We start from the raw sequence: 25,033 nt of genomic DNA on the forward strand, positions 1-25,033 counted from the left end.
TAACGGAATTCGGGAATAGTGCAACAGGTCAGTTACAGTGATGGAGGCGTCTGAATGAAAAGAGCCATGTTCATTATAAACCCATCTTCCGGTAAAGAGGAAGCCGGCACTTACCGTGAATTGGTGCTTGAAGAACTGAAAAAAATGGGATATGAGACCGAAATCCGGGAGACAGCGGCGGCAGGGGATGCAACGGCGTTTGCCGGGGAAGCCTGCAAACGGGCATTCGATTTGGTGATGGCGATGGGAGGGGACGGAACGATCAATGAGACGGTCGCCGGATTGGCTGAACAGGATAATCAGCCTTTATTCTCCTTCATTCCGCTCGGGACAGTGAATGACTTTGCGCGGGCGCTCGGGATTTCGCTGAAGCCCGAAGAAGCGATTGCGGCACTGGAGGCCGGCGTGCCGAAGGAAGTGGATATCGCGAAAGCCGGCGGCCGTTACTTCATGAACATTTTAGCGCTGGGCAGCCTGGCTGAAGCGACTTACCAGGTGACCCCTGAACAAAAAACGAAGCTTGGGGCTTTCGCTTATCTGCTGGAAGGACTGAAGGCATTGACAGGCGATGAAGAAGTCTACTTTGAAATCGAACATGACCATGGCAGCTGGAAGGGAGAAGCGAAGCTTGTGCTCGCCGCACTGACAAATTCCGTCGGCGGTTTTGAGAAACTGGCACCGGATGCAAAGCCGGACGACGGGATGATGCACTTATACGTAGTAAAGAACGCGGCGATCCCGGCGTTCATCCGGATGGCGGGTGAATTGCTCGTGGGCCGGCTCGAGCATGACCCTTCAGTTGATGTCATCCATACAAGCAAAGCCACGGTCCGGACACAGGAGCCGCTGTCATGCAATATCGATGGGGAAGCCGGCTTTGAAACGCCATTCGCCATTGAGGTACTGCCGCGTCATCTTCAAGTGCTGGTTCCTCCGGAAGACGCGGAACAGGAGAACCGCTGATGAAGCAGCGGTTCTTTGCCGTTCCGCCGCTTCGTGCCCGATTTTTCCTCCGCATGGAACCTTTTGACGACCAGAACGTACAATATAGCGTATAATATTAGGAAGCGTGCCAATTGCCTAATTTTTTTTCTGAAGTGCAAGTAAATCTATTCTCTTATTCCCGATTTCGTTATATAGTTAGGGTACTGAGTATATTTGCCTGTATTTCAGTATGTAAGGAGGATCAGATGAATACGCCAACAGCACCGACCATTCAAGACACTATTTCCAAACTGTTCATGATCGAGAACGAAGCGCTGAGCCGGCACGAAGGATTCGAAAATTTTTTCGAAATCGAAACCCAGCTCATTTATGAAATTCATCATTTAGAGAAAGACCGGGCGAAAAAAAGCTTGAGACGGCTGATCGACCTTATCGCAACCCGGTCGGGCAAAAAAATGATTCATGCAGTCCGCAACTACTACATAGTCCTGTCATCCATCATGGCGCGCAAATTGTATGAAACGCAAGTGCCGCCGAAAAAGGCTTTCGCATTCAATGCAGCCTGTATCGAAATCGTGGAGAACCGGATGAATGACTCCGAATTCCTGCTTGTAGCCGATGAATTGATCGAGTTCTTCGTATCCATTCTGTCGGAACGGCAGCAGCCATCCTTCACGCACCAGACCGTCAACAAAGTCGTTCTGTACATAAACGATGAAGTCGAGCGCGATCTTTCCGTCGAAGACATAGCGAAACATTTCCATATCAGCACGAGCCACTTGTCCCGGATTTTCCGGGAGCATGCGGGCATTACGCTGGTCGAGTACTTGAATGTCCGGCGGGTGGAGGAATCGCAGTACTACTTGCGCCATTCCAATAAAAGCATTTCGGCGATTTCCAGTCAGTTCCATTTTTGCAACCAAAGCTATTTCACCCGGATCTTCAAAAAATATTCCGGTGTGACACCGAAGCAGTTCCGGGACAGCCAACAGATTCCGTACTTCCGGTTCACACTGCCGAGCGGCAAGTAAAGGAGGGATTCCCTCCTTTTTTTGTGTCAATCTGAAGGCGATCGCTCAAGGCGTTTGAATTTTGGGTGGCACAACTGTATACTTCTTAGTAGTTTGAGAAGGTTGAAGGTGAATCGATTGAATAAAAAAACTTGGCTGCTGTTCATGCTCGTGCTTGCTGCATTGGCACTCAGCGGCTGTTCAAGTGTTGAAAATCAGGAAGGGTTCTTCTACAGTATTTTCGTCCGTCCGTTCGACCTGGCGCTGAACTACCTCGGCGACCTGTTCGGCGGCAGCTATGGACTCGCCATTATCGCCATTACGGTCATCATCCGGCTGATCCTGATGCCGTTCATGCTCAATACGTACAAGCGGCAACAGGCGATGAAAGTGAAAATGGACGCCATGCGGCCGGAAATGGAAGACATTCAGAAGCGGCTGAAAGCGACAAAAGACCGGGAAGAACAAATGAAGATCCAGCAGGAAATGATGGGCCTTTACAAAAAGCACGACGTGAATCCGCTTAACATGGGCTGTCTTCCGGTCGTCATCCAGATGCCGATCGTCATGGGACTCTACTTTGCCATCCTATATTCACCGGATGTCCAGAGCCACGAATTCCTTTGGTTCAATCTCGGGGAAGCGGATATCATCATGGCACTTATCGCAGGCGTTGTCTACTTTTTCCAGGCGCGTGTATCCATGTGGACCATGCCGGAACAGCAGAAAAAACAGATGGCGGCTTTCATCTATCTGTCCCCGGTCATGATTCTGATCATTTCGTTTACAGCCATGGCTGCCCTTCCGCTGTATTGGGCGGTCGGCGGACTGATTTTGATCGCCCAGACGTATATCGGACGCAAGTTTTATCAGCAGCACCCCGAAAAAGCGGTGGAAGACGCAAGCTGAGTGGCAAAGCCGGCAGACAGCCGGCTTTTTGTTTACGCTGTATTTTGATTTAAGCGCCGGTCGGCCGGGAAGCCGTTTGCGGCGGACCCGAAAATGAAGGAGGAAGACCGGATGAACCAAAAATGGCTGCAGGCTTTATTGATTGTCGGGCTCAGCGTGGCCTCCCTTGCATTTTTAGTGAGAGGCAATATGGAAATAGCTGTCCTGTTCATGACACTCCTGTTTGTCTGTACGAATTCTTTCAGGTATGTGCAGATGAAGCGGGAAGGGCTTGTGCGTGAAGCGAATTGGATGCGTGGCATGGCCATTCTGTTCGCTGTCCTGTTCGTGATCGTCCTGGCCACAGTGATCTTCTGAAACCGATCGGAAGCAGGGGCGGACCGGCTGCCTGCCGATGACCCTGAAAAGCAGCACCGCGCAGATTACGCGGTGCTGCTTTTATGTTCACCCGCCGCATCCACCCGGCGGCGGGCCGGCAGGATGATGAGTACAGCGGGCAGAGAGACAGCGGCCATCCCCAAAAAGGCGAGCTGAGGCGAGATCTCATACAGATAACCGCCGAGGAAGGTTAACAGGGCGATGCTGAAGCTCATGGCAAATGCCGCGTAAAGCCCTTGCGCCGCTGGGATGTGTTTTGCCTGGACTTCCCGGAAGATAAACCGGATGAACGCGTAATGAGCGACTCCGAATGAAATGGCATGCAATGTCTGGGATAAAACGAAAACCCAGACCGACGGAAACAGGAAAATGAGGACCCAGCGGACGGTCGACCCGACCCCGGCAAGGAGGAACATCGAAGAAATACTCCACCGGGCGAAAAGTTTATCGGCTTTTGCAAAAAACAGGATTTCAATCAAGACTGCGATATTGAGAATGATGCCGATGGCCACTCCGCCGACCCCCAAGTCCCGAAGAAAAATGAATCCATAGTTGTAGTAGGAAGCATGCGCTCCCTGCAGCAGGACAGACACGGTCAGCACCACCATGAATACCGGTGACTTCGCCAGCGCTTTCATGGCGGATTGTCCGGCTCGCGGCGGTTCCGGGGCCGCAAGGAGGGGGGCGGGGGCACTGAGAAGCAGGACAGCACCCATAAGCGCCAGTCCGGCCAGCATGAGCCAGAGGATCACGTCCGGCTGCCAGATGGCAGTGGCGGCACCGACGGCAAGAAGGGCGACCGTATAGCCGAGCGATCCAAAGGACCGGCTTTTGCCGTAGTCGATTCCCCTCTCTTGCATGAGTACTGTTGCGCCGCTTTCTGCGGCCGGCAGGAGATTAGGGTAAAACAGGTTGAAGATGATGGTGATGGCGAATAGCGCCGAATATGTATCGAAAAAGAGATAAAAGATGGCAGACGCGAACGATAGGGCGAGCAGCCAGCGAAGCACTCCAGCAAGCGGCAAATGCCGGGAAGCGAGCGGAAAAAGGAACAGCGTCGAAACTGCTCGTGCCATTGTCCCTGCGCCCATGATGATACTGGCCTCCAGGACAGAAAGTCCTTTTCCGTCTGTCAGCCAGCCGGTCCAGTAGGGCAGGAAAATACCCCATGTAAAGAAAAACGCGAAAAAATTCATCGATAGCCATTTCTGGTTCGACATGGCACAGAACCACACTTTCTGCAAGTCTCATTCGAGGATACCAAAGTTCGCGGAAAATAGGGAAAAAAAGAACAGAGAATGGTAAAATGAACAGAACGAATAGTGGAAGAAGGGAAAGCATGGCGCAGCGCTATCAAAAGAAAGCACCGAAAAAGAGATCGGTTTATATATGGAGTACTGTTGTTGTGGTATTGATTGCGGCAGCCGGAGGTGCAGGGATTTGGCTGGGAGTGTACACAGCACAGGAGCAGGCCGTCTTGACAGGCCGGGCTGTCACAGAGCCTGAAGAGGATGAGACATCACCTTTGGAACATGAGGCGCCTGCTGTCCCGGAAGAGGACGGACAGGAGCCGGAGCCGGTACTGGAAAAAGAAGAGCCGGCTGAGCCGGAACCGGAAGAACCGGCCGTGCCAGAACCGCCGGTACAGGAACCTGCCGGAACTGATGAACCGGCTCCTGCCGAAGAACCGGAACAGCCGGTGGACCGGCGGGCGTATCCGGCTGAAATTATTCTGCCGGATGAACCGACAGTGATCAACGGAATCCTTCTGGCGAACAAGCAGCACCCATTGCCGGCGGACTATGCGCCGGGAGAAAGCGCTGAAGCCCGTGCGGCATTTGAAAAAATGGCGGCGGCGGCAGCGGAGGAAGGGATCCAGCTTGTCGCATTCAGCACATTCCGGACATTCGAGAGGCAGCAGGAACTGTATGAAGGGTATGCTGCAAAGGACGGCCAAGCGGCAGCGGACCGCTACAGTGCGCGGCCGGGCCATTCTGAACACCAGACAGGCCTCGCATTCGATATCGGTGAAGCGGGGCAGGAACAGCACTGGGCATCGGCCACTTTCGCCGATACACCGGGCGGGAAGTGGCTTGCTGAAAATGCCCACCGCTTCGGCTTCATTCTCCGCTATCCGGCAGGTGAGGAAAAGACGACGGGATACATGTACGAGGCTTGGCACTTCCGCTATGTCGGAAAAGAAGCCGCAGAAGCGATCCATGAGCAGGGCGTGACTCTTGAGGAATATTTAGGAGTCGGCTCGAAATAAAATAAGGGCTGTCCGAACCGGTCATGGAACATGGCGGCTGCGGACAGCCCTTTTTCATTGGGACTGCCGGTTTACGAAATCACAGGATCGGTGACAGCAAAAGCGCGAGCGATTCCTTTGTCTTGACCAGCCGCGTCCGGCTCCTGTAAATCTCATAAGTGAGTTCAGTGCTGAGTTCGATGTCCTTCAGGAACTGATCGGTCAGCGATTTTGCCACTGCCGCATCATAAATGAACGCATTCACCTCGAAATTGAGTTTGAAGCTCCGGACATCGATATTGGCCGTGCCGACTGTCGCTACTCTATGGTCCGCGACGATCATTTTCGTATGCAGGAAGCCGTTTTCGTATATGTAGACTTTCGCTCCCGCCCGGGCAAGCTGCCCGGCGTATGAATACGTCGCCCAGTACACGAGCGGATGATCAGGTTTATTCGGAATCATGATCCGTACATCGATGCCTGACATGGCCGCGATCCGGATCGCATCATAGAAGCTGGGATCCGGTATGAAGTAAGGCGTCTGGATGTAGACGTACTCGTCCGCGTCGCTGATCATCTTCAAGTAGCCGTCCTTGATCTGCTCCCACTCCGAGTCCGGCCCGCTCGAAACGATCTGGACCGCAGTCGAGCCCTTTTCGGGGATGGCAGGAAAGTAAGTCTCATCGTACTCGATGTCCTGGCGGGCGGATGCCTGGTTCCAATCGAGAATGAAACGGGTCTGGAGCGGATGGACCGCACTCCCTTCGATCCGCAGATGGGTGTCCCGCCAATAGCCGAACCGGGGATTGAGGCCAAGGTACTCGTCTCCGATATTGAATCCGCCGACATAGCCGATCCGGCCGTCGATGACGACGATTTTCCGGTGGTTCCGGTAATTCATCCGGGGATTGATCAGCGGAAGGAAGGCCGGAAAGAAAGTCTCCACTTCACCGCCTTCTGCCACCATCGCTTTGAAGTGGCGTCTGTGGAGTCTCCTGGAACCCATGTCATCATAAAGGACACGGACTTTGACCCCTTCCCGCGCTTTCTTGATCAGCTCATCCAAAATTTCGTTTCCCAGTCCATCGAGACGGAGGATGTAGTACTGGACATGAATGTGGTGCCTGGCACTGCGGATGTCTTCGATCAGCGCATCGAATTTCGCCCGCCCGTCATTGAAGATCCGGATATCATTGTCCTGGGTGAGCACCGCTCCGTTGTTCCGAAGGTGGAGGTAGATCAGTTCCCGGTACTCTTCCGCATCATGATTTTTGAACCGGAAAGATCCCTCTTCCAAGCTTTCCATCTGATAACGGAGCAGGCTTTCAATCCCGATCTTCTTGCGGCCTTCCCACCGGAACAAGGTTTTCTGCCGAAGTTTCCGGCCGAGCAGCAAATAAATGAAGAAGCCCAGGATCGGCAGAAAAAAGAGGACAAGAATCCAGGCCCACGTGGAAGAGGCATCCCGCCGTTCGAGAAACACAAGCGTCAGCGCCAGTATGATATTGATGATGAACGTCCCTGTCGCCAGGATGGTCGTGAGGGCCAGTGTCCATTCCATTAGACTGCTCCTTTGGTCGTTAGTCGCATAAATAAAGTATATCGCACAGGCACATGTATGAAAAATGCATCCGTCGAGTACGGATGCATGGCAGAATCAAGTTTCTTCCTGCACTTCCCGCACAGCCGCTTCAACTTCCGGCCGTGTCATTTTCTCTTTGCCGGATTCGAGTGATTTCAGCGTGCTGTGCGCCAGCTTCAGCGGAACTTTACAGAACAGCAAGATCCGCTTATTTCTGATCGATTTGATGTACGCATCCGCAAGCCCAAGATTGCCTCGCGCATAATCGAACAAGTCCGCTTTCGTCCAGCCGTCCGGTACAAAGCTGACTCCGCGCTCCGCGTCTTCCCCGATGTTGCGGAGAATATTGACGGCCTGAAGCCCACGGCCGAAACCGATGGCGAGTTTCCGGTCGGTCTCTGTGCCGTCATGCCAGCGCCAAATGTCTGAAAGCATCGTGCCGACGAGTCCGGCGACATAGTACGTATAATCATCAAGATCTTCTTTCGATCGAATCTGCCAATTCTTTCCGGCCCACTTCGCCATTCCGCGCGCCATTTCGGCGGTCGACCGCTTCACCTCGGCCACAATCCCTGCCGGACAGAGGCTGACCCAGTCATCGAGCCGGATGGCAACTTCCGGAAGCTGCCCGCGGTAGGGACCGATCAGTGCCGAGTAGGCAGCTCCGTCAAAAACCGGTTCCGACAACTGACGTGCGGCTTCCGACAGAAGATGCTGCTTGACGTCCAGCGGCAGATCGGGATGGTCCTCGATTTCATCGATGGCGCGCATGCAGAGATAAGCGGAACCGACAGTGTTCTTCAGCGGACCGTTGAGAAAACTGATGGGAATAAAAAACGTCCGGCTTGTCTCTTTCAGCACAGCTGTCGCTTCTTTCGTAAGTCTGGCGTGTTGGCTCATGTCATTTCCCCCTGTTTCATTCCGCAATCGGGTTGGATTCATCCTTTATCTTAACAGAAAACGGATCCAGGTGCGCCGATCACGAAAAGAAGTGCTCCCAAGCTTCCCGGATTCCGCCTGCGCAGCGGCGGGAAGCACGGAAGACGTGCGGCAGCGCCTCTGTCCGGCGCAGTTCGGGATGTGCATTCCCGACAATGACAGCGGGGTGGCCCAGTTCAAGCATGTCCCGGTCATTTCCGGAATCGCCGGCGATCAGAATTCGGGCGTCCCGGACACCGAACTTATCGAATACATAGGAAAGTGCGCGCCCTTTGCCGGCCGCTGCCGGCAGAACATCGACATCGCGGCCGCTGGAGAATACGAATGTGTGCGGAATCCCGGAATCCTTTAACGACTGTTCAAACCGGCCGGCAGTTTCCGGTCCGTCCGCATGATAGGAAAGCCGGCAGCGGGTCGGTATTTCTTGAAGGGTAAGCCCTTCAGCGGCTTCTGCCAGCCGGCTGACGGCTTCCGGCTGCCAGCCCTCAGTCATCATTTCATCCCAGCGCAGGTCTTTCTCAAGATCGCTGCCGATATGGATTTCTGCGCCGACATCCGTAATGAGCACGTCGGGAACCGGCAGATTTTCCCGTTCTGCAAGAGAAAGAGCAGACCGCAGATGGCGCCCCGTCACGTAGACGAGTGCCACGTCGTACGCCTGCTCCGAGTAAAAGGACAAGAGCTCCTGGAGCGCTTCTGCGTCACCCACCAGTGTGCCGTCCAAGTCGGTCGCCAAAATATGCGTCGCTCTGTGCATGTCCGATCACCCCATACATGGAACTGACTTGTTTGGAGATGGAATCCCACTGGAACTCTTCAGCGGCGATCCTTGCCGCGTGCCGGCTCATCCGTTCTGTCAGGACGGTGTTGACTGCCAGAACTTCCATCGCGATAGCCAGATCATGGGCATTTTTCGGTTCGGCGAGCAGCCCTGTGACCCCATCGCGGACAACATTTTTTAGACCGCCGACACTTGAAGCGATCACCGGACTGCCGCATGCCTGTGCTTCTGCGGCCACCATGCCGAATGATTCGTAATAACTTGGCACGATTGTTGCAGTGGCGGCTCCGAACAGGCGTGCCAGCTCTTCCTGCGTCTGCGGGCCAAGGAAAGTGACATGGCTCGAAATGCTGCTGCATGCGCTTCGCAATTTTTCATCCCGCGGCAGCCCTGTTCCGGGATCGATTGCGTCCGGTTCGCCGCCGGCAACGACAAGCGTGGGCTTCGAATCGCCGGCACTCCGATCAATAAGCATCCGGAACGCCTGGAGCAATGTATGGATGCCTTTCGTCTCCTCTAGGCGGCCTGCAAAGACGAACAGCGGAGATGCATGGCCGAGTGCTTTTCTCGACTGCTGCCGGTTCAGGGGCGGCTTGAACGTTCCGTCGACGCCGATCGGTATGACCCGCACAGGAGCCGCTGCCGGGACATTTTGTTGGATCAGGATTTTTTCGCTTTTCGTTGTAGCCAGAATGCGGTCCGCTTTTTGGAGGATCGCGGTTTCCGCTTTTTCCCGCCTCTGATCATGGATTCCGGTTGCTGCCGCCTTGGCCCATCCGAGGGAATGGGAAGTATGGGCAAACGGGATTCCGAAATCTTCTTTCAGGCGGATGCCGATCAAGCCGGATAAGTAGTAGTGGGTGTGAATGACATCGTAAGAGGATAAATCCAGAGTTTCTTTAAGTTCTTTATAAAATTCAGGAAGGATTTCAGCCATTTCATCTTTTGAGACAAAGCCTTTATGACCCGCCGCTATTCGGATGACACGGCAGTTTTCCCCAAATCCTTCGCTCCGCGGCGCCATTTCATTGCACCAGTGCGTGGCGACATCCACTTGCCAGCCGATCCGGTCAAGCGCCAGGGCCAGTTGCTTTACGTAATTGTTTTGCCCGCCCGCCTGCTTGCCGCCGAGCTCTGCCAGTGGATCCCCATGATCTGAAATAAACAGCACGTTGCGGTTCATATTCTCATCTCCTCATTTTCTGTATAAATATTCCAGCTCAAAGAAGGTAGACAGCGATTTTATTTTTCCCTATTTTCCAAAATTTAAACCTCGAATATGCAGACATCTGCTGTTTTCTTCGCTCATCTGCCGGGAATAAAGAAAGTGAAAGCCATTTCGAAAGGAGAGACTGCAACATGGTCTTGAAAGGCGAAACACGGATAAATAAGTATACGGATTTGAACAAGCAGTTTGTCGGCGGTCAGTGGCGGACAGGGACAGGAGAGTCAGGGATTGAAGTCCTGAACCCGTACACACAGCAGAAGGTGACGTCCATCCAGGCTGCCAGCCAAAAAGATATCGATGAAGCGTATGAAACGGCGAAGGCTGCACAGAAAGAATGGGCGGAAGTGAATGCATTCGAAAAATCAAGGATCATGGAAAAAGCGGTGCGCATTATGGAAGAGCGGCGGGAGGAACTGATCCAAGTCCTTATCGAAGACGCCGGATCCACCCGGATCAAAGCGAATGTGGAAGTGGATTTCACGCTGGCCATCACCCGCCATTCCGCTTCATTCCCGATGCGGATGGAAGGGACGATGCCGCCGTCGATCATTCCGGGCAAAGAGAATCACGTATACCGGAAACCGCTCGGCGTGGTGGGTGTCATCGGTCCGTTCAACTTCCCGATGTACTTGGCGATGCGGTCAGTCGCGCCGGCGATTGCAACCGGAAATGCCGTCGTGCTTAAGCCGGATTCCCAGACGCCTCTGTCGGGCGGGACACTGCTTGGTAAAATATTCGAAGAAGCAGGTGTGCCGGCAGGTATCATGAACGTGGTGGTTCCGAAAATCAGCGAAGTGGGCGACGGTTTCGTGGAGCACCCGGTACCGCGCATGATTTCGTTTACCGGCTCAACGGGAGTCGGCCGCCATATCGGTGAAATCACCGGACGGATGATTAAAAAAACAGTTTTGGAACTCGGCGGAAATAATCCGCTCGTCGTGCTGGATGACGCTGATATCCCGCTGGCTATACAAGGAGCAGCGTTCGGCAAATTCATGCATAGCGGACAAATCTGTATGGCGGTCAATCGGATCATTGTCCATAAGGATGTCTATGACGAATTCACGAAAGGGTTCATTGAACTGGCGAAAGGTCTCAAGTCAGGCGATCCCGAAAAAGAAGATACGCTGATCGGGCCGCTCATCAATCAGGATTCTGTCCAGCGGATTCTGGGTGAAGTGGAAAAAGCGAAAGAAGAAGGAGCGGAAGTGCTGCTGGAAGGAAAAGTCGATGGCAATGTCATGACGCCATTCGTTTTGAAAGGGACGAACGAAGTATCCACGGCGAAGCATGAGATGTTCGGTCCCGTGGTGACCATCATTCCTGTCGACAGCGAAGAAGAGGCATTGCGTGTGGCGAATGATACGGAATACGGGTTGAGCGGTGCCGTCCATGCAGGCACTGACAGCAAAGCGATGGCATTCGCTAAGAAGATGGAGACCGGCATGGTGCACATCAATGACCAGAGCGTCAATGATGAACCGCTTGTCGCTTTCGGCGGCGAAAAGAGCTCGGGCATCGGCCGATTCGGCGGAGACTGGTCGCTCGACGAATTCACGACATTCCAGTGGATCTCCGTCCAGAACACTTCCCGCGAATATCCGTTCTGAGTGGGCGGTCGGCATGACAGGCGGAGTGCAGTTGAATATCAGTCAGCAATAACCAGACAGTACAAAAACGGCTCCTTTATGGGGAGCCGTTTTTTGTATCCGTTCATTTCATTTTCCTTTGATGTATCTGCCGTGATCCGGTTTTGCCACTTCGTCGAATCGAGCAGCAAGCTTAGTCAGGCCTTCTGCCAGCTCTGAACCGATGACCGGCTTTCCATGTCCGGGAGCGGCTATCGAGGGCTGGAGTGCAGTAAGTTTCTGCACCGAATTTTTCGCAGCTGTCCAGTCGGTCGTCAAGTAGACCGGAGGACCACAGATTTTTTTCTTCTGGAACGTGACGGCGAGCAAAGAATCCTGTTTCACGGTCAGGAATGCATCACCGACTATCAAAAAGCGGTCCTGCTCCCTGAAATAGGAGACGTGGCCATCGGAATGTCCGGGGGTATGATACCATTTCCAGCCTGGCAGCCCGGGTATGGAGCCATCAGCCGGCAGCGGATTGGCATGCTGGGAAACATCGATGCCCTCCACTGGGAATTCAATGGACATTTTTGCGAGTGCGCCGCCTTGGACTGTCGGGTCTGCCGCCGGATAATCTTTTTCTCCTGTGATGTACGGAAGTTCGTCGGGGTGCGCATAGACGGGCACCGGATACTTTTCTAAAATATCGACGAGTCCGCCGATGTGGTCGAAATGTGCATGGGTGAGCAAAATCGCCCGCAGCCGATGACCTTCACCGAAGCGCTCGTCAGCTTCCGCTAAGATGGCGTCTGCCCTGAGCGGCATGCCGGTATCGACCAGCACCCAATCCTTACTCTTAGCCGGATTGCCGATCATGTAGACGTTTACAATCTGATTTGTAAAGCCGTAGACGTCCGGTGTGATCTCAATGCCATCTCCGCTTTTTACGGAAGTCACCGGCTGGAACCTATCGGTTGAAGAACTTCTCCTCATGGATGAACGTTGTTCCGGAGAAGTTCCGGCATCTCCGACTGCCACCGGCGGATGTTTTTCTGTCGAATCTTTAGCCATTTCGTTTCCTCCTTAGCTGATGATCGGTAGTATCAGTCTGCCTGTATGTGCTGTACATTATACTGTTTACCCGGCCTAGCCGAATTGAACCCGTTTTCTTTCAGCGGGTATGTATCCATCGGCCCCATTTGAGCAGAACAGGTTCCTCTTGTACAATCAGTAAGGTACTGTGACAGAAAAAGGGTGGTATTGCATGAAATCGCTGATCATTATCGGCAGCGGGATCCTTGGTGCTTCCGCTGCTTACCATGCAGCAAAATCAGGGGCGGAAGTGACGGTCATAGACCGCGGGGAACCGGGACAGGCAACGGGTGCAGCGGCCGGAATTGTCTGTCCGTGGCTCTCCCAGCGGCGCAATAAAGCCTGGTATGAATTGGTGAAAAACGGCGCCGCCTATTACCCGCAGCTTATCCGCCGGTTAGAGTCGGATGGAGAAACGGAAACCGGCTACAAAAAGACCGGGCTTCTTGTCATGAATGATGACCGGAAACTGGCGCAAGTAGAAGAACGCGCGCTTTTCCGTCGGGAAACGGCTCCGGAAATCGGAGAAATCCGCCGCCAGACGGCAGACGAGACGCAGGCGATGTATCCGTTCGCCGGTGAGGCGTTCGAATCGCTTTACGTCGAGGGTGCCGCCCGGGTCGATGGCAGAGAACTGCGGGATGCGCTGATCCGTTCAGCGGCAAAGCATGGCGCACGGTTTATCAAAGGGAATGCTGAATTGATTCTGAAGAATGGACGGGCAGCTGGCGTGACCGTCGGCGGGGAACAGCATTCCGCCGATTGTGTGGCCGCTGCGGCAGGGGCGTGGGGAGCGGAACTGTTCCGGGCAATCGGTCTGGAATTTAGTGTAAAACCGCAGAAAGCCCAGATCATCCACTTGAAAACTGCGGCGGCCGCGAAGCAACTGCCGGTTGTTATGGGGCTGTACGGCCAGTACACGGTGCCGTTCGACGATGGAAGGATCGCAGTCGGCGCTACCCACGAAAACGACGCCGGCTATGATCTCAGAAAGACGGCCGGCGGGATGCATGATATTCTCGACAAAGCGTTCGCTGTTTCGCCCGGTTTGGCGGCAGCGGAATTTGTGGAGGCCCGGGTCGGTTTCCGGCCGCTCCTGCAGGACAGTGTCACGGCCATCGGGGAAGTGCCGGGAGTGAAAGGGCTGTACGCGGCGAATGGTCTCGGTTCTTCCGGCCTCACCGCTGGTCCTTACGCGGGGATGCAGCTTGCGAAACTGATGATTGGCGAAGAGACCGACATCGCGATTCCAGATTATGCGCTCGACCGGTTCATCAGACGGGATTCCTGACGGACTGCACAACGGAATTGAGGCGGGAAATGAAAAAGGCGGCAGATTGAATCTGCCGCCTTTTTTCTAGTCCGCCGATTTTGCTGTTATTTGTCGTCGTCGCGCGCCAGGTCCTTCTGATCGCTGCGGTCTTTGTCCTTGAAAAAGCCTTCCGGATTCCGCGACTGTTCGTCGTCTGCCATTCCTGCCGACAGCCAGCCGTCCCGATCCGTGCGGTCTCCTTCTCCATAAGTGCCGGTCGGGCCGCTTTCAGACCGCGGGTTTTCGTTTCCTTCGACTTCGACAGTCTCGCGTCTTACCGTTCCATCTTCCTGCATGTATGCCCGCTCCACTTTTGCGTTTTCTTCTCTATCCAAACCGTTATTTTTTCGTTCTTCACTCAATTTATTCTCCTCCTCTTCCGCTGTTCAGTGTTTTGGCGATTGTATATATAAAATACCCGATTCCATTATTTCTAACCGCTTTGATTAAGCTGAAGCTGTTCCGCGGAAACAAAAAAAGAACAGGCCGCACAGACCTGTTCCGGAGTTTCTGTTCAGGCGGAACGCCGGACCTTTTCGTAAACTTCCTCCGCGAATTGCTTGTAAGGCGAATCAGGCAGCGGTGCCATCAGTTGCCGCGCCTTTTCTGCATGCGCCAAAGCAGCGTGCCGGTCATTTTTCTGCAAGTGGATCAAGGCGAGATACGCATCTTTTTCATAGTGGATACCCAAATCGAACGGATGGTGCAGATGCTCATATATTTCATGCTGATGAAACCATTTCAGCGCCTCATCCAAGTGACCGAGCCCGAATTGGGCTTTCCCTTTCTCAAGTGCGAGGAAGGAGATGTCAAGCTCGCCGGCATCTGCCAGGCAGCGGTCGATCATCTGATCGGCGTGTGCATAGTCGCGGGCGAATGAATTCAAGTAGTGGATTTCAATTATATCCGTCATTTCCGCAGTTTCCCGATGATCGGAAAAGATTGCATACTGCCGGAGCTTGGTCAGATAAAAGTCCTTTTCTTCTTTGCTGCCTCTTAAAATGGCGTCCATAGCCGCCAGCCGGTACAGGTCTTCGATCCGGTAGAAGATCCGGCGCTCTTTCGAGAAGGCGATCGCTTCATTCATTTTTTCTACCGCGTGTCTGAAATCCCCCACAGCAAACTGGAGGATGGATTCGAAATAGGCGAAATCGAGCTTTTTCAAAGGGTCCAATACGGCGTTCCGCTGTTCCAGAGAAGAACGGGCGGATTCGATCATGGTGAGGGCTTCCTTGTATTCGCGCTTGTGGAATACACTCATCACCCGGAACAGCTGGACATCGGCCACCTGATTCTCTAGATGGAGTGTTCCGTACATCGACTCGGCCTTGCGGAGCGTTTCCGGCCATTCACTCTTTCCAGAATAGTAAGCGGCTCGGCTGTAAAGTTCCAGCAGCCGGGCCGACTCGTAGCGGACCGGCAGTGACTCGAGATAGGGGGTGATCAGCCTGATGGTCTCAGCCGCCCGCTCTTTGACCGTCTCTGCGTCCTCCATTCGGGTGCTGTGGAGTTTTTCCGCTTCCGAGAGGACATCGCGCAGCTGGGCGGAAGGGATTTCTTCGAGCAGCTCATTGATTTCGACACCCAATTTTCCGGCGATATAAGCCAGACTCTCCATCGATGGTTTGGCCTTTCCGTTCTCGATCAGACTCAACATGCCTTTGGACAGTCCTTCGCCAGCGAGCGCCTGCAGCGTCAGTCCATTTTGTTTTCTCAGGTTCCGTATCCGTTCTCCTAAAGTATTCATTCATTCACCCGCTCTTTCCATTCGCTGAACTGCCCTCCGTCTAAAAGAGTCCGCCTTTTTAGGGGAGGAGTTCCAATAACAGGCCAAAAAGAAAAAAGTGCCTGTTTGTTAAATTATATTAAACTTTTACTTGTATTTCTACCTCTTAAGTGATATCTTTTGTTTAATTAAATTAAACAAAACGGACGGAGGGTTTTTTATGACAGAATCGGCAAGACGGAAGCGCGCCACTTATCATCTCTGCACGTTCACGCTCAGCAAACTGATTTCCAGCTTCGGGAGCAGCGTCTACGCTTTCGGTCTCAGCCTGTTTATCCTGTCGCTGACAGGGTCTGCAGCGAGCTTCGCCATCAACTTGATCTGCAGCATTCTTCCGCGGACAGTTCTGGCACCGGTCGCGGGATTCGCGGCCGACCGCTATTCGAAAAAAATGCTGGTGATACTCGGACAGGCTGGCAGTATGACAGCGGTCACGGGTCTCCTTCTTTACAGCTTAACGAACGGATTGTCCCTGCAGGCTGTCTATATCACCACTGTTTTCGTTTCAATCGGCTCCATGTTCGCCAGTGTGACCTTCTCCTCCTCGATCGCCAACTTGATCGATCCGGACCGGATCCAGCGGGCAACTGCCTTCAACCAGTCGGCCGTCTCGCTGGCATCGATCGGCGGTCCGGTCATCGGCGGTGTTCTGTTCGGGTTCGTATCGATGGAGATTTTTCTGCTGATTCAGGCCGGCGCTTATTTGACGGCCGTTCTGCTGGAATCGACGATGGATTTCCGGCTCTACACAGCACGGCAGGAGAAAATTGCTGAAGAGCAAGAACGCATGCTGCAATCCCTTCAAAAGGGCTGGGCATATATGCGGCGGAACCGGACAATCAGTGTCATCGTGACAGCGGCGGTTGGGATAAACTTTTTCTTTTCTGCCACGCAAGTCGGATTGGCTTTCATCGTGGTCGAAGAACTGGGGATTTCCTCGACGAATTACGGGCTCATCGAAGCGATGATCTTTGCCGGCATGCTGCTGGCTTCTGTTTATTTCTCTGTGAGAAAAGAAGTCGAATTCCCGCTCATCTATTCCAAACGCGGAATTCTCGTCATGTCCGTCCTGCTTGCCGGAATCGGCATTCCGCTGGTTTTATCCTTCGGCGGTACGGCAGCGATTGTTTATTACCTTGTCCTGATGCTTTGTTTCGGTGCTGCGACGGTCTGTATCAATACACCGATCGGCGTGATGCTCCAGAAAGATGTGGAGGAAGCGTATCGCGGCCGGATCTTTGGCCTGCTGGAATCGATGGCCATGGCGATGATGCCCCTTGGGATGCTTGTGTTCGGCCTGCTGTTCGACGCGGTGCCGGCGGAGTGGGTAGTAATCGGCAGCGCCGCCTGTCTCATTGCCCTGACAGGCTTTTTAATGAGACCGTCAGTGATCCAACAAGTTTATCCCGAAAAGAAGGTAGTGCCAAGGACCTTGGAACGAGAAGCGGGAGGAGAAGAAGCTAGGAAAAAGGGTATAAGTGCTCATTTTTGATGTTATGGGTTAAAAAGGAAGGAAAAAAGGGTTATAAAGGAGAAGTAGGTTTCGCAATACTGAAAATTAAAAAAAGCAAAAGGGGAGAGGGTTGCTTTATGGTTTCTTGGAAAAAGACGGGTGTTGCATTAGGCGGTGCGCTTCTGATGCTGTCTGGCTGTGCCGGCTTTACGACCGGTGACGAGACGGAAGAAGAAACGGCTCTTGAAGAAGAAGGCGTTGAAATCGTCGATTTCTGGACATTCTGGGGATCTGAGACACGCCGGCCGATCATCGACAAAATTGTCGCCGATTTCAATGAGTCGCAGGATGAAATCGAAGTTGTCCACTCCTACTATCCATGGGGCGATATTTGGACGAAAGAATTGGCTGCCATCGGCGCTGGAGATCCGCCGGATGTCGTAATCAATGACATCAACGCCACTGCATTGCGCGGAATGGAAGGCCAGGCGGAAAGTCTGACGGCCATCATGGGAAACAACGATATCTCTGAACGGTTCTATCCAGAGCTTTGGGAAGCGACACTGTACGAAGGGGAATCTTACGGACTTCCGTTCAACACGGATACCCGGATGCTTTTCTATAACAAAGACGCGTTCGAAGAAGTGGGACTGGATCCGGAAGCGCCGCCTGCGACATGGGCGGAACTCGAGGAGTTCGCTTTGATGCTCGATGAGAAAGCGGGCGAAGAGTACGAGCGGATCGGTTTCTATCCGCTATGGGGCGTCGGATATGATGTTTGGCTGACAAACTTGAACGGGGAGAACTATATCGACCAGGAAGGGAACGTGAGTCTCGCGACAGAAGAGAATGCCGAAGTCCTGAACTGGCTTAAATCCTGGCGGGACCGCCTCGGAGCCGACACGGTCGATTCGTTCAAGGCGAAATTCGAAAGCAACCAAGGCCATCCATTCCTCTCCGGAGAACTCGGCATGATGATTGCAAACATGAACTTCTATACGCAGATCCGTGACTATGCGCCGGATTTGAATTTCGGTGTGGCGCCGATTCCTGAATACGAACCGGGCAATGGCTTTACGAGCTGGGGCGGTGGTTTTGTCGCGGAAATCCCGAAAGGTTCCGACAGCCCGGAAGCGGCACTCGAATTCATGAAATATCTGACCGATGTGGAAGCGCAGACATATTGGGCTGTCCAGAACTTCGATATTGTAGCGAATCGGGAAGCGGCAGAGCTTGCGGCTCAATCAGAAGAATTCTCTGAAGATGGAAGAATGGTCTATGAAGCCGGTACGGAAAACATGGAGCACACAATCCTGACTCCGGTTCCGACGGTAGCGCCTGATTTCTACACGCTTGTAAATCCTGAAGTGGATGAATTCCTCTTGGGTGAGCAGACAGCGGAAGAAGCCTTGCAAAACGCACAGGAAGCAGTCGAAGCTCTGGTCGAGCAAAATCAATAAGGACAGGAAAAGGGAGTGAGGGGCTTTCGGGCCCCTTTTCTTTCGATTGCGGGAGCGGAGGTAAGCCTATGAACAAAAGATTTCTCACACACAAACAAAAAGAAGGCTTAGCCGGCTACATTTTTGTCATGCCATTCATCGTCGGATTTATCGCTTTGACAGGAGGGCCGCTGGTATTTTCGTTCATTGCGAGCTTCACGAATTATAACGTGGCGAGTGATATGGAATTTATTGGCATAGAAAACTACGCGCAGCTGTTCACGGCGGATCAGATTTTTATGACGGCACTGTGGAATACTGTGTATTTCGTTCTGTTTTCTGTACCCCTGACCACGCTTGGCGCGTTATTCCTTGCCGCCTTGCTGAATCAGGATGTGCCGGGAATGCGGGTGTTCCGTACCATCTATTACTTGCCGGCAGTCCTTTCAGGGGTCGGTGTCTATCTGTTGTGGATGCAGCTCCTCGACCCGACGACGGGCCTTATAAACATTGCCCTTGGGTGGTTCGGGATCGACGGTCCCAACTGGCTGTTCGATCCGGACTGGACAAAACCTTCCCTCATCCTGATGAAGATGTGGAGTGTCGGCGGTTCCATGCTCCTGTATTTGGCGAGTATGCAAGGAATCTCGAAATCCCTTTACGAAGCAGCGGAAATCGACGGCGCAAGCGGATGGAAAAAATTCATATTCATCACGGTGCCGATGGTGACGCCGATCATTTTCTTCGATCTTGTCACAAGCACCATCGGAGCCTTCCAGATTTTCCAGGAAGCTTATGTCATGACGTCCAACGGTGAAGGTGGTCCTGCCAACTCGCTGCTGTTCTATAATCTGTACTTGTGGAACAAGGCTTTCGAAGCATTCGACATGGGTTATGCCATGGCGATGTCGTGGGTGCTGTTCGTCATTGTATTCGTCATCACCATTTTCAATTTGAAGCTCGCTCCCCGCTGGGTGCATTATGAAGGAGGGGATGATAAATGATCGATCAGCGCGTCGCCGCAAAAGAGCGGACAAGGGAACGTTATATGGATAACGTGAACAACCGGAAACAGCTGCTGAGATGGTTCAATTTCATCCTGCTGGCCGCGGGAAGCTTGTTGTTTCTGTCACCGCTTTGGTGGATGATCTCCACATCCCTTAAATCCATGGTCGAAATCATGACCCCTCCGACAACGGTGTTCCCGCAAGACTGGTTATGGAGCAACTATGCAAGGACGCTCGAAGCGGCGCCATTCGCCCGCTATGCGGCGAATACGATCGTCATCACCATCATCGTGGTCGCCGGCAACGTGCTGGCGAATTCATTCATCGCTTACGGGTTTGCGAAAATCCGGTTTAAAGGGAAGGGGTTCCTGTTTGCGGTCGTTTTATCAACCATGATGATTCCGGGGTTTGTTACACTTGTTCCACAGTACATCCTGTATGCGAAGCTCGGCTGGCTCAATTCTTACTACCCGCTGATCATTCCGGCCTTTTTCGGGAGTGCGTTCTTCATTTTCCTGCTGCGGCAATTTTATATGACCATTCCGAATGAATTGATCGAGGCGGCAAAAATGGAAGGCGCGAGCCATTTCTATATTTGGCGGAAAATCGGGATCCCGCTGACGAAACCGGCATTGGCTACAGTGGCGATTTTCTCATTTAACGGGGCGTGGAACGATTTCCTCGGGCCGCTCCTTTACTTGAACGATTCGGATCTGTATACCTTGCAGATCGGTCTTCAAGTGTTTAAAGGGCAGGTCAGCACTCAATGGAATTACCTGATGGCGGGCTCTCTGCTCGTTCTCCTGCCGGTCATCGTCCTGTTCTTCGTTTTCCAGAAGTACTTCATCCAAGGGATGAACCTCCAGTCGGGAAGCAAGGAATGACAAAATCGGCAAAACTGGAAAGCGGAAACAACGAAAGGCAGGAAACGCATTCTGGATGCGCATTCCTGCCTTTCTGTTTTTAGTCGGAATTTCGCCATCTTTGCTCCGAAATCCTGGCTTGCCGCTTCCTGCATTAAAGTCAATCCTTCAGAGGTCACGGATTTACGGAAATGTCACAGAAATGAAACGTTTATCGGCCCTTTCAAAGTGGTATAATGTTCTTACGGAAACGAGTCAGATTTTTTGCAAAAAATGATGATCAAATTACATCCCCGCTGGAAAATGAGGTGAAGAGAACTTGGCAAAAGAGAAGGAAGTCCGCAATGTCGCAGCCAATTTGGCGAAACTGGGAATACCGGTCAAATTGACGAAGTCGCGTGTGGAAATATTGAAAGCTCTCGTGCCGCCAGTGCAGGTTCCTTCTGCGCATTCCTGACAGCAGCTGAAAAGCTCCGGACCGGATATTCCGGCCGGAGCTTTTTGGGTGTCTGGCTTTACATACGTCAGGAAGAAAAATCCGATGTGAGACCTGTGCGCCTCTTCTGATGGAAACGTAAGCCGAATACGATGCCGATCGCCAGCATGTTGCCCATGAGTGAACTTCCGCCGTAACTGATGAATGGCAGCGGGATACCCGTAATCGGCACAAGCTGGATGGTCATCCCGATGTTCTGGAAAACGTGGAACGTAATCATTGCAATGATACCGGTGCAGACGTACATGCTGAATAAGTCTTTCATTTCAATGGCAATCCGGGTCAGCCGGTAAATAAGCATGAAGAACAGGATGATGACAAGGCTGGCTCCTATGAATCCGAATTCTTCGGCGATGACCGTGAAAATGAAATCTGTGTGGTTCTCGGGCACATAAACTTCCCGGTCCATGAACCCTTTGCCGAACAGTTCCCCTGAGCCGATCGCTTTCATCGCCGCCACCAGGTTATATCCTTCATTTTCAGCATAGGCGTATGGATTCAGCCAAGTGTAGACCCTAGCGAACATGTACGGTTTGAGGCCGAGGCGATCCGACAGGAAATCCTGCATATGGATGGCCATCCATAGCAGCAGGGCGCCGAAAGCCGCAATCCCTCCGAAGATCGGGAGGATCAGCCGCCAGGATATTCCGGAAACGACGATGATTCCAGCTGTGATGGCGATGAACACGAGCGCCGTTCCGAGATCCGGCTGCTGCAGGATGAGGAAGAGCGGCAAAGCCATCATCGCCAGAATCTTTCCAAGCAGAGCCGCATCGCTGCGGATGGAAGGGATCAAGTGAGTCCCATGGTGCCCGGTGATCATCCGGGCCAGCCCCAGGATATATACGGTCTTCATCAGTTCCGCCGGCTGAAGGTTGGCTATGGGCGTGCGGAACCAGGCCTGGGCGCCATTGACGGGTTCGGCGATCTGTCCGGGCCCGTTCGGTGCCAGCATAAGGGCGACAAGCAGCAGGATGCCTGCGCCGTAAAGAAGATAGGCGGCCCGCTTGTAAAGAGAGGAATTGATCATCATGACACCTGTGATGATGCCTGCACCGATTACATACCAGGCGGCCTGGTACGGCACAAAGTTCCGGACATACTGCTCGGTCGTCTGGGCGGATGCGATCGCGATGAGGCTGACGGCCATGAATAGGAAAAGCAGGAAAGCGAGGGGCCAATCCACCCGCTCGGCGAAATTTTTATTGGATTGCATAATGTCACCTGATCTTTAATCTGGATTTTTGAACCATCGTCCATTATAACGGATAATGGAAGGACATGCTTCTGACATAAGTCATAGACGAAAAAGAGGCGGACCAGTTCCGATCTTTTTACCAATAAATTCAGAAACGGGAGGGGCCGGAATGGCGAAAAGACCGCTTCGTGCGGAAGATTATCTACAGCATCTTTATGTATACGTGAATGAAAGCGAGCGATTTGCGCTGTTCAGCGGCCTCACGTTCCAGCAATTCGCTTCGGCGGTCCGGATGCCGGAGAACTTGCTATTGCTGAAGCATACGTTCGATGATGCATCCTTCAATATGCACACACGGCTCGAGTACGTACCGAAAGAGGACGTCGGAAGACTTCAGAAATCAGCGGCAGCAGGAAAAAGTGAACTGTGCTGGATTGATTTCGCTTCGGAAAGAGGGGTCAGACAGCTGTCCCCTGGCGAGCAGGCGGAACTTTTGTATCTTGGCCATAAAAAAGAAGCCATCCGGCCGCCGTTTTACGCCGTGCTGCAAAACGAGTTCGTCTATTTGGGTTCGGAAGACGGACAGACCGTGAAAATCTACTTCCGGACTTTGTCCCGGATCAACGAATTGATCGGTGCATTGTTCACTCAGCAGATCCGTAAAGCGGAAAATGGCCAGAGCTTCTTCAGAAGAAGACCCAAAGACCTTATCCCGGAAGTTCCAGCCGATTTTCTGACTGAAGCAGGGAAAGAATATCGGCAGGGGGTGCTCTTATCGCTGACTGATCCTGAGAAAACGAAAAATATCATTGAGCTGCAGGTGAGGCAGGCAGAAGAGATTTCATTCCTTGATGAGTTCAATTCGGAAATCAGTGAGATCATCAGCCAGCCGCCGCTTAAGCGGGCGGTGTTCGACCGCCGGACGAAACAGTGGAAGTAGAATTTCGAAGCATTTTACTTATTTAGGAAAGAAGGGATGACGTGGCTTGGGTCTATTTGCTGCTGGCCGGCGTGACCGAAATTGTATGGGCGATCGGCCTGAAGGAAGCGGATGGGTTCACTGACCCGGCTGCGTCCGCAGTGACCATCCTCTTCATCACGATCAGCTTCTTCCTGTTCGCGCGCGCCATCCGGCACTTCCCGATCGGCACCGCCTATGCTGTCTTCACGGGGATCGGGGCGGCCGGCACCGCTGTGGCGGGGATTGTCTTGTTCGGGGAAGAGGCCGGACCGGCGAAGGTCGGTTTTTTTATATTGCTTGTCGTCGGGATCATCGGTTTGAAATTATCGGAAGATCCGCCGGATGAGGAAGGGGACGAGGAATTGTGGCGTGGCTGATCTTGATTGTTGCGGGATTATTTGAAGTGGCATTCGTGCTGACGATGAAACTGTCGGATGGGTTTACATCGACGGTCTACACTATCCTTACGGTGGCAGCAGGCGCTGCAAGTTTCTACCTGCTCTCATTGGCGCTCATGGCGATTCCCGTCAGTGTCGGATATGCAGTATGGACCGGCATCGGAGCGGCCGGAAGTGTGGCGGCGGGCATGCTTTGGTTCGATGAAAGCCGGAGTGTCCGGAAACTGTTCTTTTTGAGCTGTGTTATTGCCGGCGTCGCGGGTCTCCGTTTTTTCGGTGCCTGACAGGAAAAGATTTTTCGGCGTCTGCCGTTCGTGATAAACTGGATGTACTCAAATTGGAGGGTTGGCAGATGAAAAAAAGGATCGGACTGCTCTACGGCGGCAAGTCCGCTGAACATGAAGTTTCGCTCGCGACAGCGCTGGCTGTCACGAAAGCGCTGAATTTCAGTGATTATGAAGTTTATCCCATTTACATAACCGAAGAAGGGGAATGGCAGCGGGGCGCACGGCTGGAAGGGCCGGCTGACGATATCGCCCAGCTCCAGCACGGTGACGGAACCGGTGAACCGAACGATATATCCGCGTTCCTTCCAGCGGACTCAGGGGAGGCGCTGGATGTCGTGATTCCGCTGCTCCACGGACCGAACGGAGAAGACGGGACGGTCCAGGGCCTGCTTGAAGTCCTGAATATCCCTTATGTGGGGAATGGTGTTCTGGCTTCAGCTGCCGGAATGGATAAAGTCATCATGAAGCAATTATTTTCGGTTGCAGGCCTTAACCAGACGCCTTACGTCTATTTTATCCGCAGCGAGTGGCAGGCGGATCAGGACGGATGGCTCGACCGGGTGGAACGGGAACTGGCGTGGCCGGTATTTGTGAAACCGGCGAATCTCGGATCGAGTGTCGGGATCAGTAAGGCGGAGGATCGGACTGAACTGGCTGCCGCTGTCCGGGAAGCACTCAAGTTCGACCGGAAAGTGATCGTTGAACAGGGTGTGGCCGGCCGGGAAATCGAAATCGCCGTTCTCGGCAACGATGAACCGGAAACTTCTGTCGCCGGAGAAATCAAACCGATGGGCGGATTTTACGATTATGATGCGAAGTACAAAGACGGGGATACAGCGCTCATCGTTCCGGCTGAATTGGATGAAGAAATTTACAGCCGGCTGGCGGAGGATGCGAAGCGCGCTTTCAAGATCCTGGACTGTTCCGGACTTGTCCGTGCCGACTTCTTCGTCACCGCCGAGAATGAAGTGATGATCAACGAAGTGAACACGATGCCGGGATTCACACCGTACAGCATGTTCCCGCTGATGTGGCAGGAGTCGGGACTGGCATACCCTGACCTCATCGAACGGCTGATCAGCCTGGCGCTGGAACGGCACCGGGAAAAACAGCAGCTCCAGTCCAGACGGGGCTGATTTAGGAGGACGTT

The 25,033-nt window shown here is 53.1% G+C and carries 25 protein-coding genes; 16 read left to right on the forward strand and 9 right to left on the reverse strand.

Features of this window, described 5'->3' with window-relative positions:
- Positions 1–54: 54 nt before the first annotated feature.
- The 4 genes from CCE92_RS03495 (at position 55) to CCE92_RS03510 (ending at position 3,221) form a co-directional block, all read left to right on the forward strand.
- Complete coding sequence (locus tag CCE92_RS03495; protein ID WP_088006140.1) at positions 55–963, forward strand: diacylglycerol/lipid kinase family protein; 909 nt, start codon at positions 55–57, stop codon at positions 961–963.
- Positions 964–1,190: 227 nt separating this feature from the next.
- Positions 1,191–1,976, forward strand: a complete 786-nt coding sequence (locus tag CCE92_RS03500; RefSeq protein WP_088006141.1) for an AraC family transcriptional regulator — start codon at positions 1,191–1,193, stop codon at positions 1,974–1,976.
- A 117-nt stretch (positions 1,977–2,093) separates the two neighbouring features.
- On the forward strand, positions 2,094–2,864 hold the full coding sequence (gene yidC / locus CCE92_RS03505; RefSeq protein WP_088006142.1) for a membrane protein insertase YidC: 771 nt from the start codon (positions 2,094–2,096) through the stop codon (positions 2,862–2,864).
- Positions 2,865–2,975: 111 nt separating this feature from the next.
- Positions 2,976–3,221, forward strand: a complete 246-nt coding sequence (locus tag CCE92_RS03510; RefSeq protein WP_088006143.1) for a hypothetical protein — start codon at positions 2,976–2,978, stop codon at positions 3,219–3,221.
- 65 nt (positions 3,222–3,286) lie between these two features.
- On the opposite strand, the gene CCE92_RS03515 is transcribed toward CCE92_RS03510, so the two are convergent.
- Positions 3,287–4,462, reverse strand: coding sequence for a 3-phenylpropionate MFS transporter (locus tag CCE92_RS03515; RefSeq protein WP_088006144.1), 1,176 nt, complete (start codon positions 4,460–4,462; stop codon positions 3,287–3,289).
- Positions 4,463–4,581: 119 nt separating this feature from the next.
- On the opposite strand from CCE92_RS03515, the gene CCE92_RS03520 reads away from it, so the two are divergent.
- Positions 4,582–5,511, forward strand: coding sequence for a M15 family metallopeptidase (locus CCE92_RS03520; protein WP_088006145.1), 930 nt, complete (start codon positions 4,582–4,584; stop codon positions 5,509–5,511).
- Positions 5,512–5,590: 79 nt separating this feature from the next.
- Here the strand turns inward: CCE92_RS03520 and cls are convergent, their stop codons facing one another.
- The 4 genes from cls to CCE92_RS03540 all read right to left on the reverse strand — a co-directional run bounded on the left by cls (position 5,591) and on the right by CCE92_RS03540 (position 9,975).
- On the reverse strand, positions 5,591–7,051 hold the full coding sequence (gene cls, locus CCE92_RS03525; RefSeq protein ID WP_088006146.1) for a cardiolipin synthase: 1,461 nt from the start codon (positions 7,049–7,051) through the stop codon (positions 5,591–5,593).
- Between the two features lie 96 nt (positions 7,052–7,147).
- Positions 7,148–7,972, reverse strand: coding sequence for a squalene/phytoene synthase family protein (locus CCE92_RS03530; protein WP_088006147.1), 825 nt, complete (start codon positions 7,970–7,972; stop codon positions 7,148–7,150).
- Positions 7,973–8,051: 79 nt separating this feature from the next.
- Complete coding sequence (locus CCE92_RS03535) at positions 8,052–8,768, reverse strand: HAD-IIB family hydrolase (RefSeq protein WP_088006148.1); 717 nt, start codon at positions 8,766–8,768, stop codon at positions 8,052–8,054.
- Positions 8,713–9,975, reverse strand: coding sequence for a glycosyltransferase (locus tag CCE92_RS03540; protein ID WP_088006149.1), 1,263 nt, complete (start codon positions 9,973–9,975; stop codon positions 8,713–8,715). Before CCE92_RS03540 ends, CCE92_RS03535 begins: the two co-directional genes overlap by 56 nt.
- A gap of 176 nt (positions 9,976–10,151) precedes the next feature.
- On the opposite strand from CCE92_RS03540, the gene CCE92_RS03545 reads away from it, so the two are divergent.
- On the forward strand, positions 10,152–11,630 hold the full coding sequence (locus CCE92_RS03545; protein WP_164474937.1) for an aldehyde dehydrogenase family protein: 1,479 nt from the start codon (positions 10,152–10,154) through the stop codon (positions 11,628–11,630).
- Positions 11,631–11,738: 108 nt separating this feature from the next.
- Here CCE92_RS03545 and CCE92_RS03550 read toward each other — a convergent pair whose 3' ends face one another.
- On the reverse strand, positions 11,739–12,584 hold the full coding sequence (locus CCE92_RS03550; RefSeq protein ID WP_088006181.1) for an MBL fold metallo-hydrolase: 846 nt from the start codon (positions 12,582–12,584) through the stop codon (positions 11,739–11,741).
- A gap of 271 nt (positions 12,585–12,855) precedes the next feature.
- On the opposite strand from CCE92_RS03550, the gene CCE92_RS03555 reads away from it, so the two are divergent.
- Positions 12,856–13,974: an NAD(P)/FAD-dependent oxidoreductase gene (locus CCE92_RS03555; protein ID WP_088006150.1), complete on the forward strand. Its 1,119-nt coding sequence runs from the start codon at positions 12,856–12,858 to the stop codon at positions 13,972–13,974.
- A gap of 86 nt (positions 13,975–14,060) precedes the next feature.
- Here the strand turns inward: CCE92_RS03555 and CCE92_RS03560 are convergent, their stop codons facing one another.
- Both CCE92_RS03560 and CCE92_RS03565 read right to left on the reverse strand, forming a co-directional pair.
- Positions 14,061–14,357 carry a hypothetical protein gene (locus CCE92_RS03560; protein WP_088006151.1) on the reverse strand — a complete coding sequence of 99 codons (297 nt, stop codon included), beginning with the start codon at positions 14,355–14,357 and terminating at the stop codon, positions 14,061–14,063.
- Positions 14,358–14,509: 152 nt separating this feature from the next.
- The gene (locus tag CCE92_RS03565) at positions 14,510–15,742 is read right to left on the reverse strand and encodes a helix-turn-helix domain-containing protein (protein WP_088006152.1); all 1,233 of its coding nucleotides are present in this window, start codon (positions 15,740–15,742) and stop codon (positions 14,510–14,512) included.
- A gap of 199 nt (positions 15,743–15,941) precedes the next feature.
- Between CCE92_RS03565 and CCE92_RS03570 the strand changes: the two genes are divergently transcribed.
- The 5 genes from CCE92_RS03570 to CCE92_RS16025 all read left to right on the forward strand — a co-directional run bounded on the left by CCE92_RS03570 (position 15,942) and on the right by CCE92_RS16025 (position 21,000).
- Positions 15,942–17,273, forward strand: a complete 1,332-nt coding sequence (locus CCE92_RS03570; protein WP_088006153.1) for an MFS transporter — start codon at positions 15,942–15,944, stop codon at positions 17,271–17,273.
- A 98-nt stretch (positions 17,274–17,371) separates the two neighbouring features.
- Entirely contained in the window at positions 17,372–18,694 is a 1,323-nt protein-coding gene (locus CCE92_RS03575) for an ABC transporter substrate-binding protein (RefSeq protein ID WP_088006182.1), read from the forward strand.
- Positions 18,695–18,762: 68 nt separating this feature from the next.
- Positions 18,763–19,677, forward strand: a complete 915-nt coding sequence (locus CCE92_RS03580) for a carbohydrate ABC transporter permease (RefSeq protein WP_088006154.1) — start codon at positions 18,763–18,765, stop codon at positions 19,675–19,677.
- Positions 19,674–20,564, forward strand: coding sequence for a carbohydrate ABC transporter permease (locus CCE92_RS03585; protein WP_088006155.1), 891 nt, complete (start codon positions 19,674–19,676; stop codon positions 20,562–20,564). The genes CCE92_RS03580 and CCE92_RS03585 overlap by 4 nt, the downstream gene beginning before the upstream one ends.
- A gap of 298 nt (positions 20,565–20,862) precedes the next feature.
- Positions 20,863–21,000 carry an Lmo0850 family protein gene (locus CCE92_RS16025; RefSeq protein WP_164474938.1) on the forward strand — a complete coding sequence of 46 codons (138 nt, stop codon included), beginning with the start codon at positions 20,863–20,865 and terminating at the stop codon, positions 20,998–21,000.
- 67 nt (positions 21,001–21,067) lie between these two features.
- Here CCE92_RS16025 and CCE92_RS03590 read toward each other — a convergent pair whose 3' ends face one another.
- A complete protein-coding gene (locus tag CCE92_RS03590; protein WP_088006156.1) occupies positions 21,068–22,255 on the reverse strand; it encodes an FtsW/RodA/SpoVE family cell cycle protein in 1,188 nt (395 codons plus the stop codon).
- Positions 22,256–22,406: 151 nt separating this feature from the next.
- Here CCE92_RS03590 and CCE92_RS03595 point away from each other — a divergent pair, with 151 nt between their 5' ends.
- The 4 genes from CCE92_RS03595 to CCE92_RS03610 all read left to right on the forward strand — a co-directional run bounded on the left by CCE92_RS03595 (position 22,407) and on the right by CCE92_RS03610 (position 25,019).
- Positions 22,407–23,177, forward strand: coding sequence for a hypothetical protein (locus CCE92_RS03595; protein WP_088006157.1), 771 nt, complete (start codon positions 22,407–22,409; stop codon positions 23,175–23,177).
- A 41-nt stretch (positions 23,178–23,218) separates the two neighbouring features.
- Entirely contained in the window at positions 23,219–23,575 is a 357-nt protein-coding gene (locus CCE92_RS03600) for a DMT family transporter (protein ID WP_088006158.1), read from the forward strand.
- A 44-nt stretch (positions 23,576–23,619) separates the two neighbouring features.
- Entirely contained in the window at positions 23,620–23,880 is a 261-nt protein-coding gene (locus CCE92_RS03605) for a DMT family transporter (RefSeq protein WP_420913225.1), read from the forward strand.
- A gap of 68 nt (positions 23,881–23,948) precedes the next feature.
- Positions 23,949–25,019, forward strand: coding sequence for a D-alanine--D-alanine ligase (locus CCE92_RS03610; protein ID WP_088006160.1), 1,071 nt, complete (start codon positions 23,949–23,951; stop codon positions 25,017–25,019).
- Positions 25,020–25,033: the final 14 nt, after the last annotated feature.

It is taken from the genome of Indiicoccus explosivorum (assembly GCF_002167005.1).
In the GTDB taxonomy this organism is placed as follows: domain Bacteria; phylum Bacillota; class Bacilli; order Bacillales_A; family Planococcaceae; genus Indiicoccus; species Indiicoccus explosivorum.

Excerpts from the sequence above, each read along its gene's own strand:
- CCE92_RS03545 (WP_164474937.1), top strand. The coding sequence starts at position 10,152 with ATGGTCTTGAAAGGCGAAACACGGATAAATAAGTATACGGATTTGAAC.
- CCE92_RS03495 (WP_088006140.1), top strand. The coding sequence starts at position 55 with ATGAAAAGAGCCATGTTCATTATAAACCCATCTTCCGGTAAAGAGGAA.
- CCE92_RS03595 (WP_088006157.1), top strand. The coding sequence starts at position 22,407 with ATGGCGAAAAGACCGCTTCGTGCGGAAGATTATCTACAGCATCTTTAT.
- CCE92_RS03585 (WP_088006155.1), top strand. The coding sequence starts at position 19,674 with ATGATCGATCAGCGCGTCGCCGCAAAAGAGCGGACAAGGGAACGTTAT.
- CCE92_RS03570 (WP_088006153.1), top strand. The coding sequence starts at position 15,942 with ATGACAGAATCGGCAAGACGGAAGCGCGCCACTTATCATCTCTGCACG.
- CCE92_RS03555 (WP_088006150.1), top strand. The coding sequence starts at position 12,856 with ATGAAATCGCTGATCATTATCGGCAGCGGGATCCTTGGTGCTTCCGCT.
- CCE92_RS03500 (WP_088006141.1), top strand. The coding sequence starts at position 1,191 with ATGAATACGCCAACAGCACCGACCATTCAAGACACTATTTCCAAACTG.
- cls (WP_088006146.1), bottom strand. The coding sequence starts at position 7,051 with ATGGAATGGACACTGGCCCTCACGACCATCCTGGCGACAGGGACGTTC.
- CCE92_RS03515 (WP_088006144.1), bottom strand. The coding sequence starts at position 4,462 with ATGTCGAACCAGAAATGGCTATCGATGAATTTTTTCGCGTTTTTCTTT.
- CCE92_RS03520 (WP_088006145.1), top strand. The coding sequence starts at position 4,582 with ATGGCGCAGCGCTATCAAAAGAAAGCACCGAAAAAGAGATCGGTTTAT.
- CCE92_RS03610 (WP_088006160.1), top strand. The coding sequence starts at position 23,949 with ATGAAAAAAAGGATCGGACTGCTCTACGGCGGCAAGTCCGCTGAACAT.
- CCE92_RS03605 (WP_420913225.1), top strand. The coding sequence starts at position 23,620 with ATGAAACTGTCGGATGGGTTTACATCGACGGTCTACACTATCCTTACG.
- CCE92_RS03565 (WP_088006152.1), bottom strand. The coding sequence starts at position 15,742 with ATGAATACTTTAGGAGAACGGATACGGAACCTGAGAAAACAAAATGGA.
- CCE92_RS03580 (WP_088006154.1), top strand. The coding sequence starts at position 18,763 with ATGAACAAAAGATTTCTCACACACAAACAAAAAGAAGGCTTAGCCGGC.
- CCE92_RS03540 (WP_088006149.1), bottom strand. The coding sequence starts at position 9,975 with ATGAACCGCAACGTGCTGTTTATTTCAGATCATGGGGATCCACTGGCA.
- CCE92_RS03575 (WP_088006182.1), top strand. The coding sequence starts at position 17,372 with ATGGTTTCTTGGAAAAAGACGGGTGTTGCATTAGGCGGTGCGCTTCTG.
- CCE92_RS03590 (WP_088006156.1), bottom strand. The coding sequence starts at position 22,255 with ATGCAATCCAATAAAAATTTCGCCGAGCGGGTGGATTGGCCCCTCGCT.
- CCE92_RS03510 (WP_088006143.1), top strand. The coding sequence starts at position 2,976 with ATGAACCAAAAATGGCTGCAGGCTTTATTGATTGTCGGGCTCAGCGTG.
- CCE92_RS03535 (WP_088006148.1), bottom strand. The coding sequence starts at position 8,768 with ATGCACAGAGCGACGCATATTTTGGCGACCGACTTGGACGGCACACTG.
- CCE92_RS03530 (WP_088006147.1), bottom strand. The coding sequence starts at position 7,972 with ATGAGCCAACACGCCAGACTTACGAAAGAAGCGACAGCTGTGCTGAAA.
- CCE92_RS03550 (WP_088006181.1), bottom strand. The coding sequence starts at position 12,584 with ATGAGGAGAAGTTCTTCAACCGATAGGTTCCAGCCGGTGACTTCCGTA.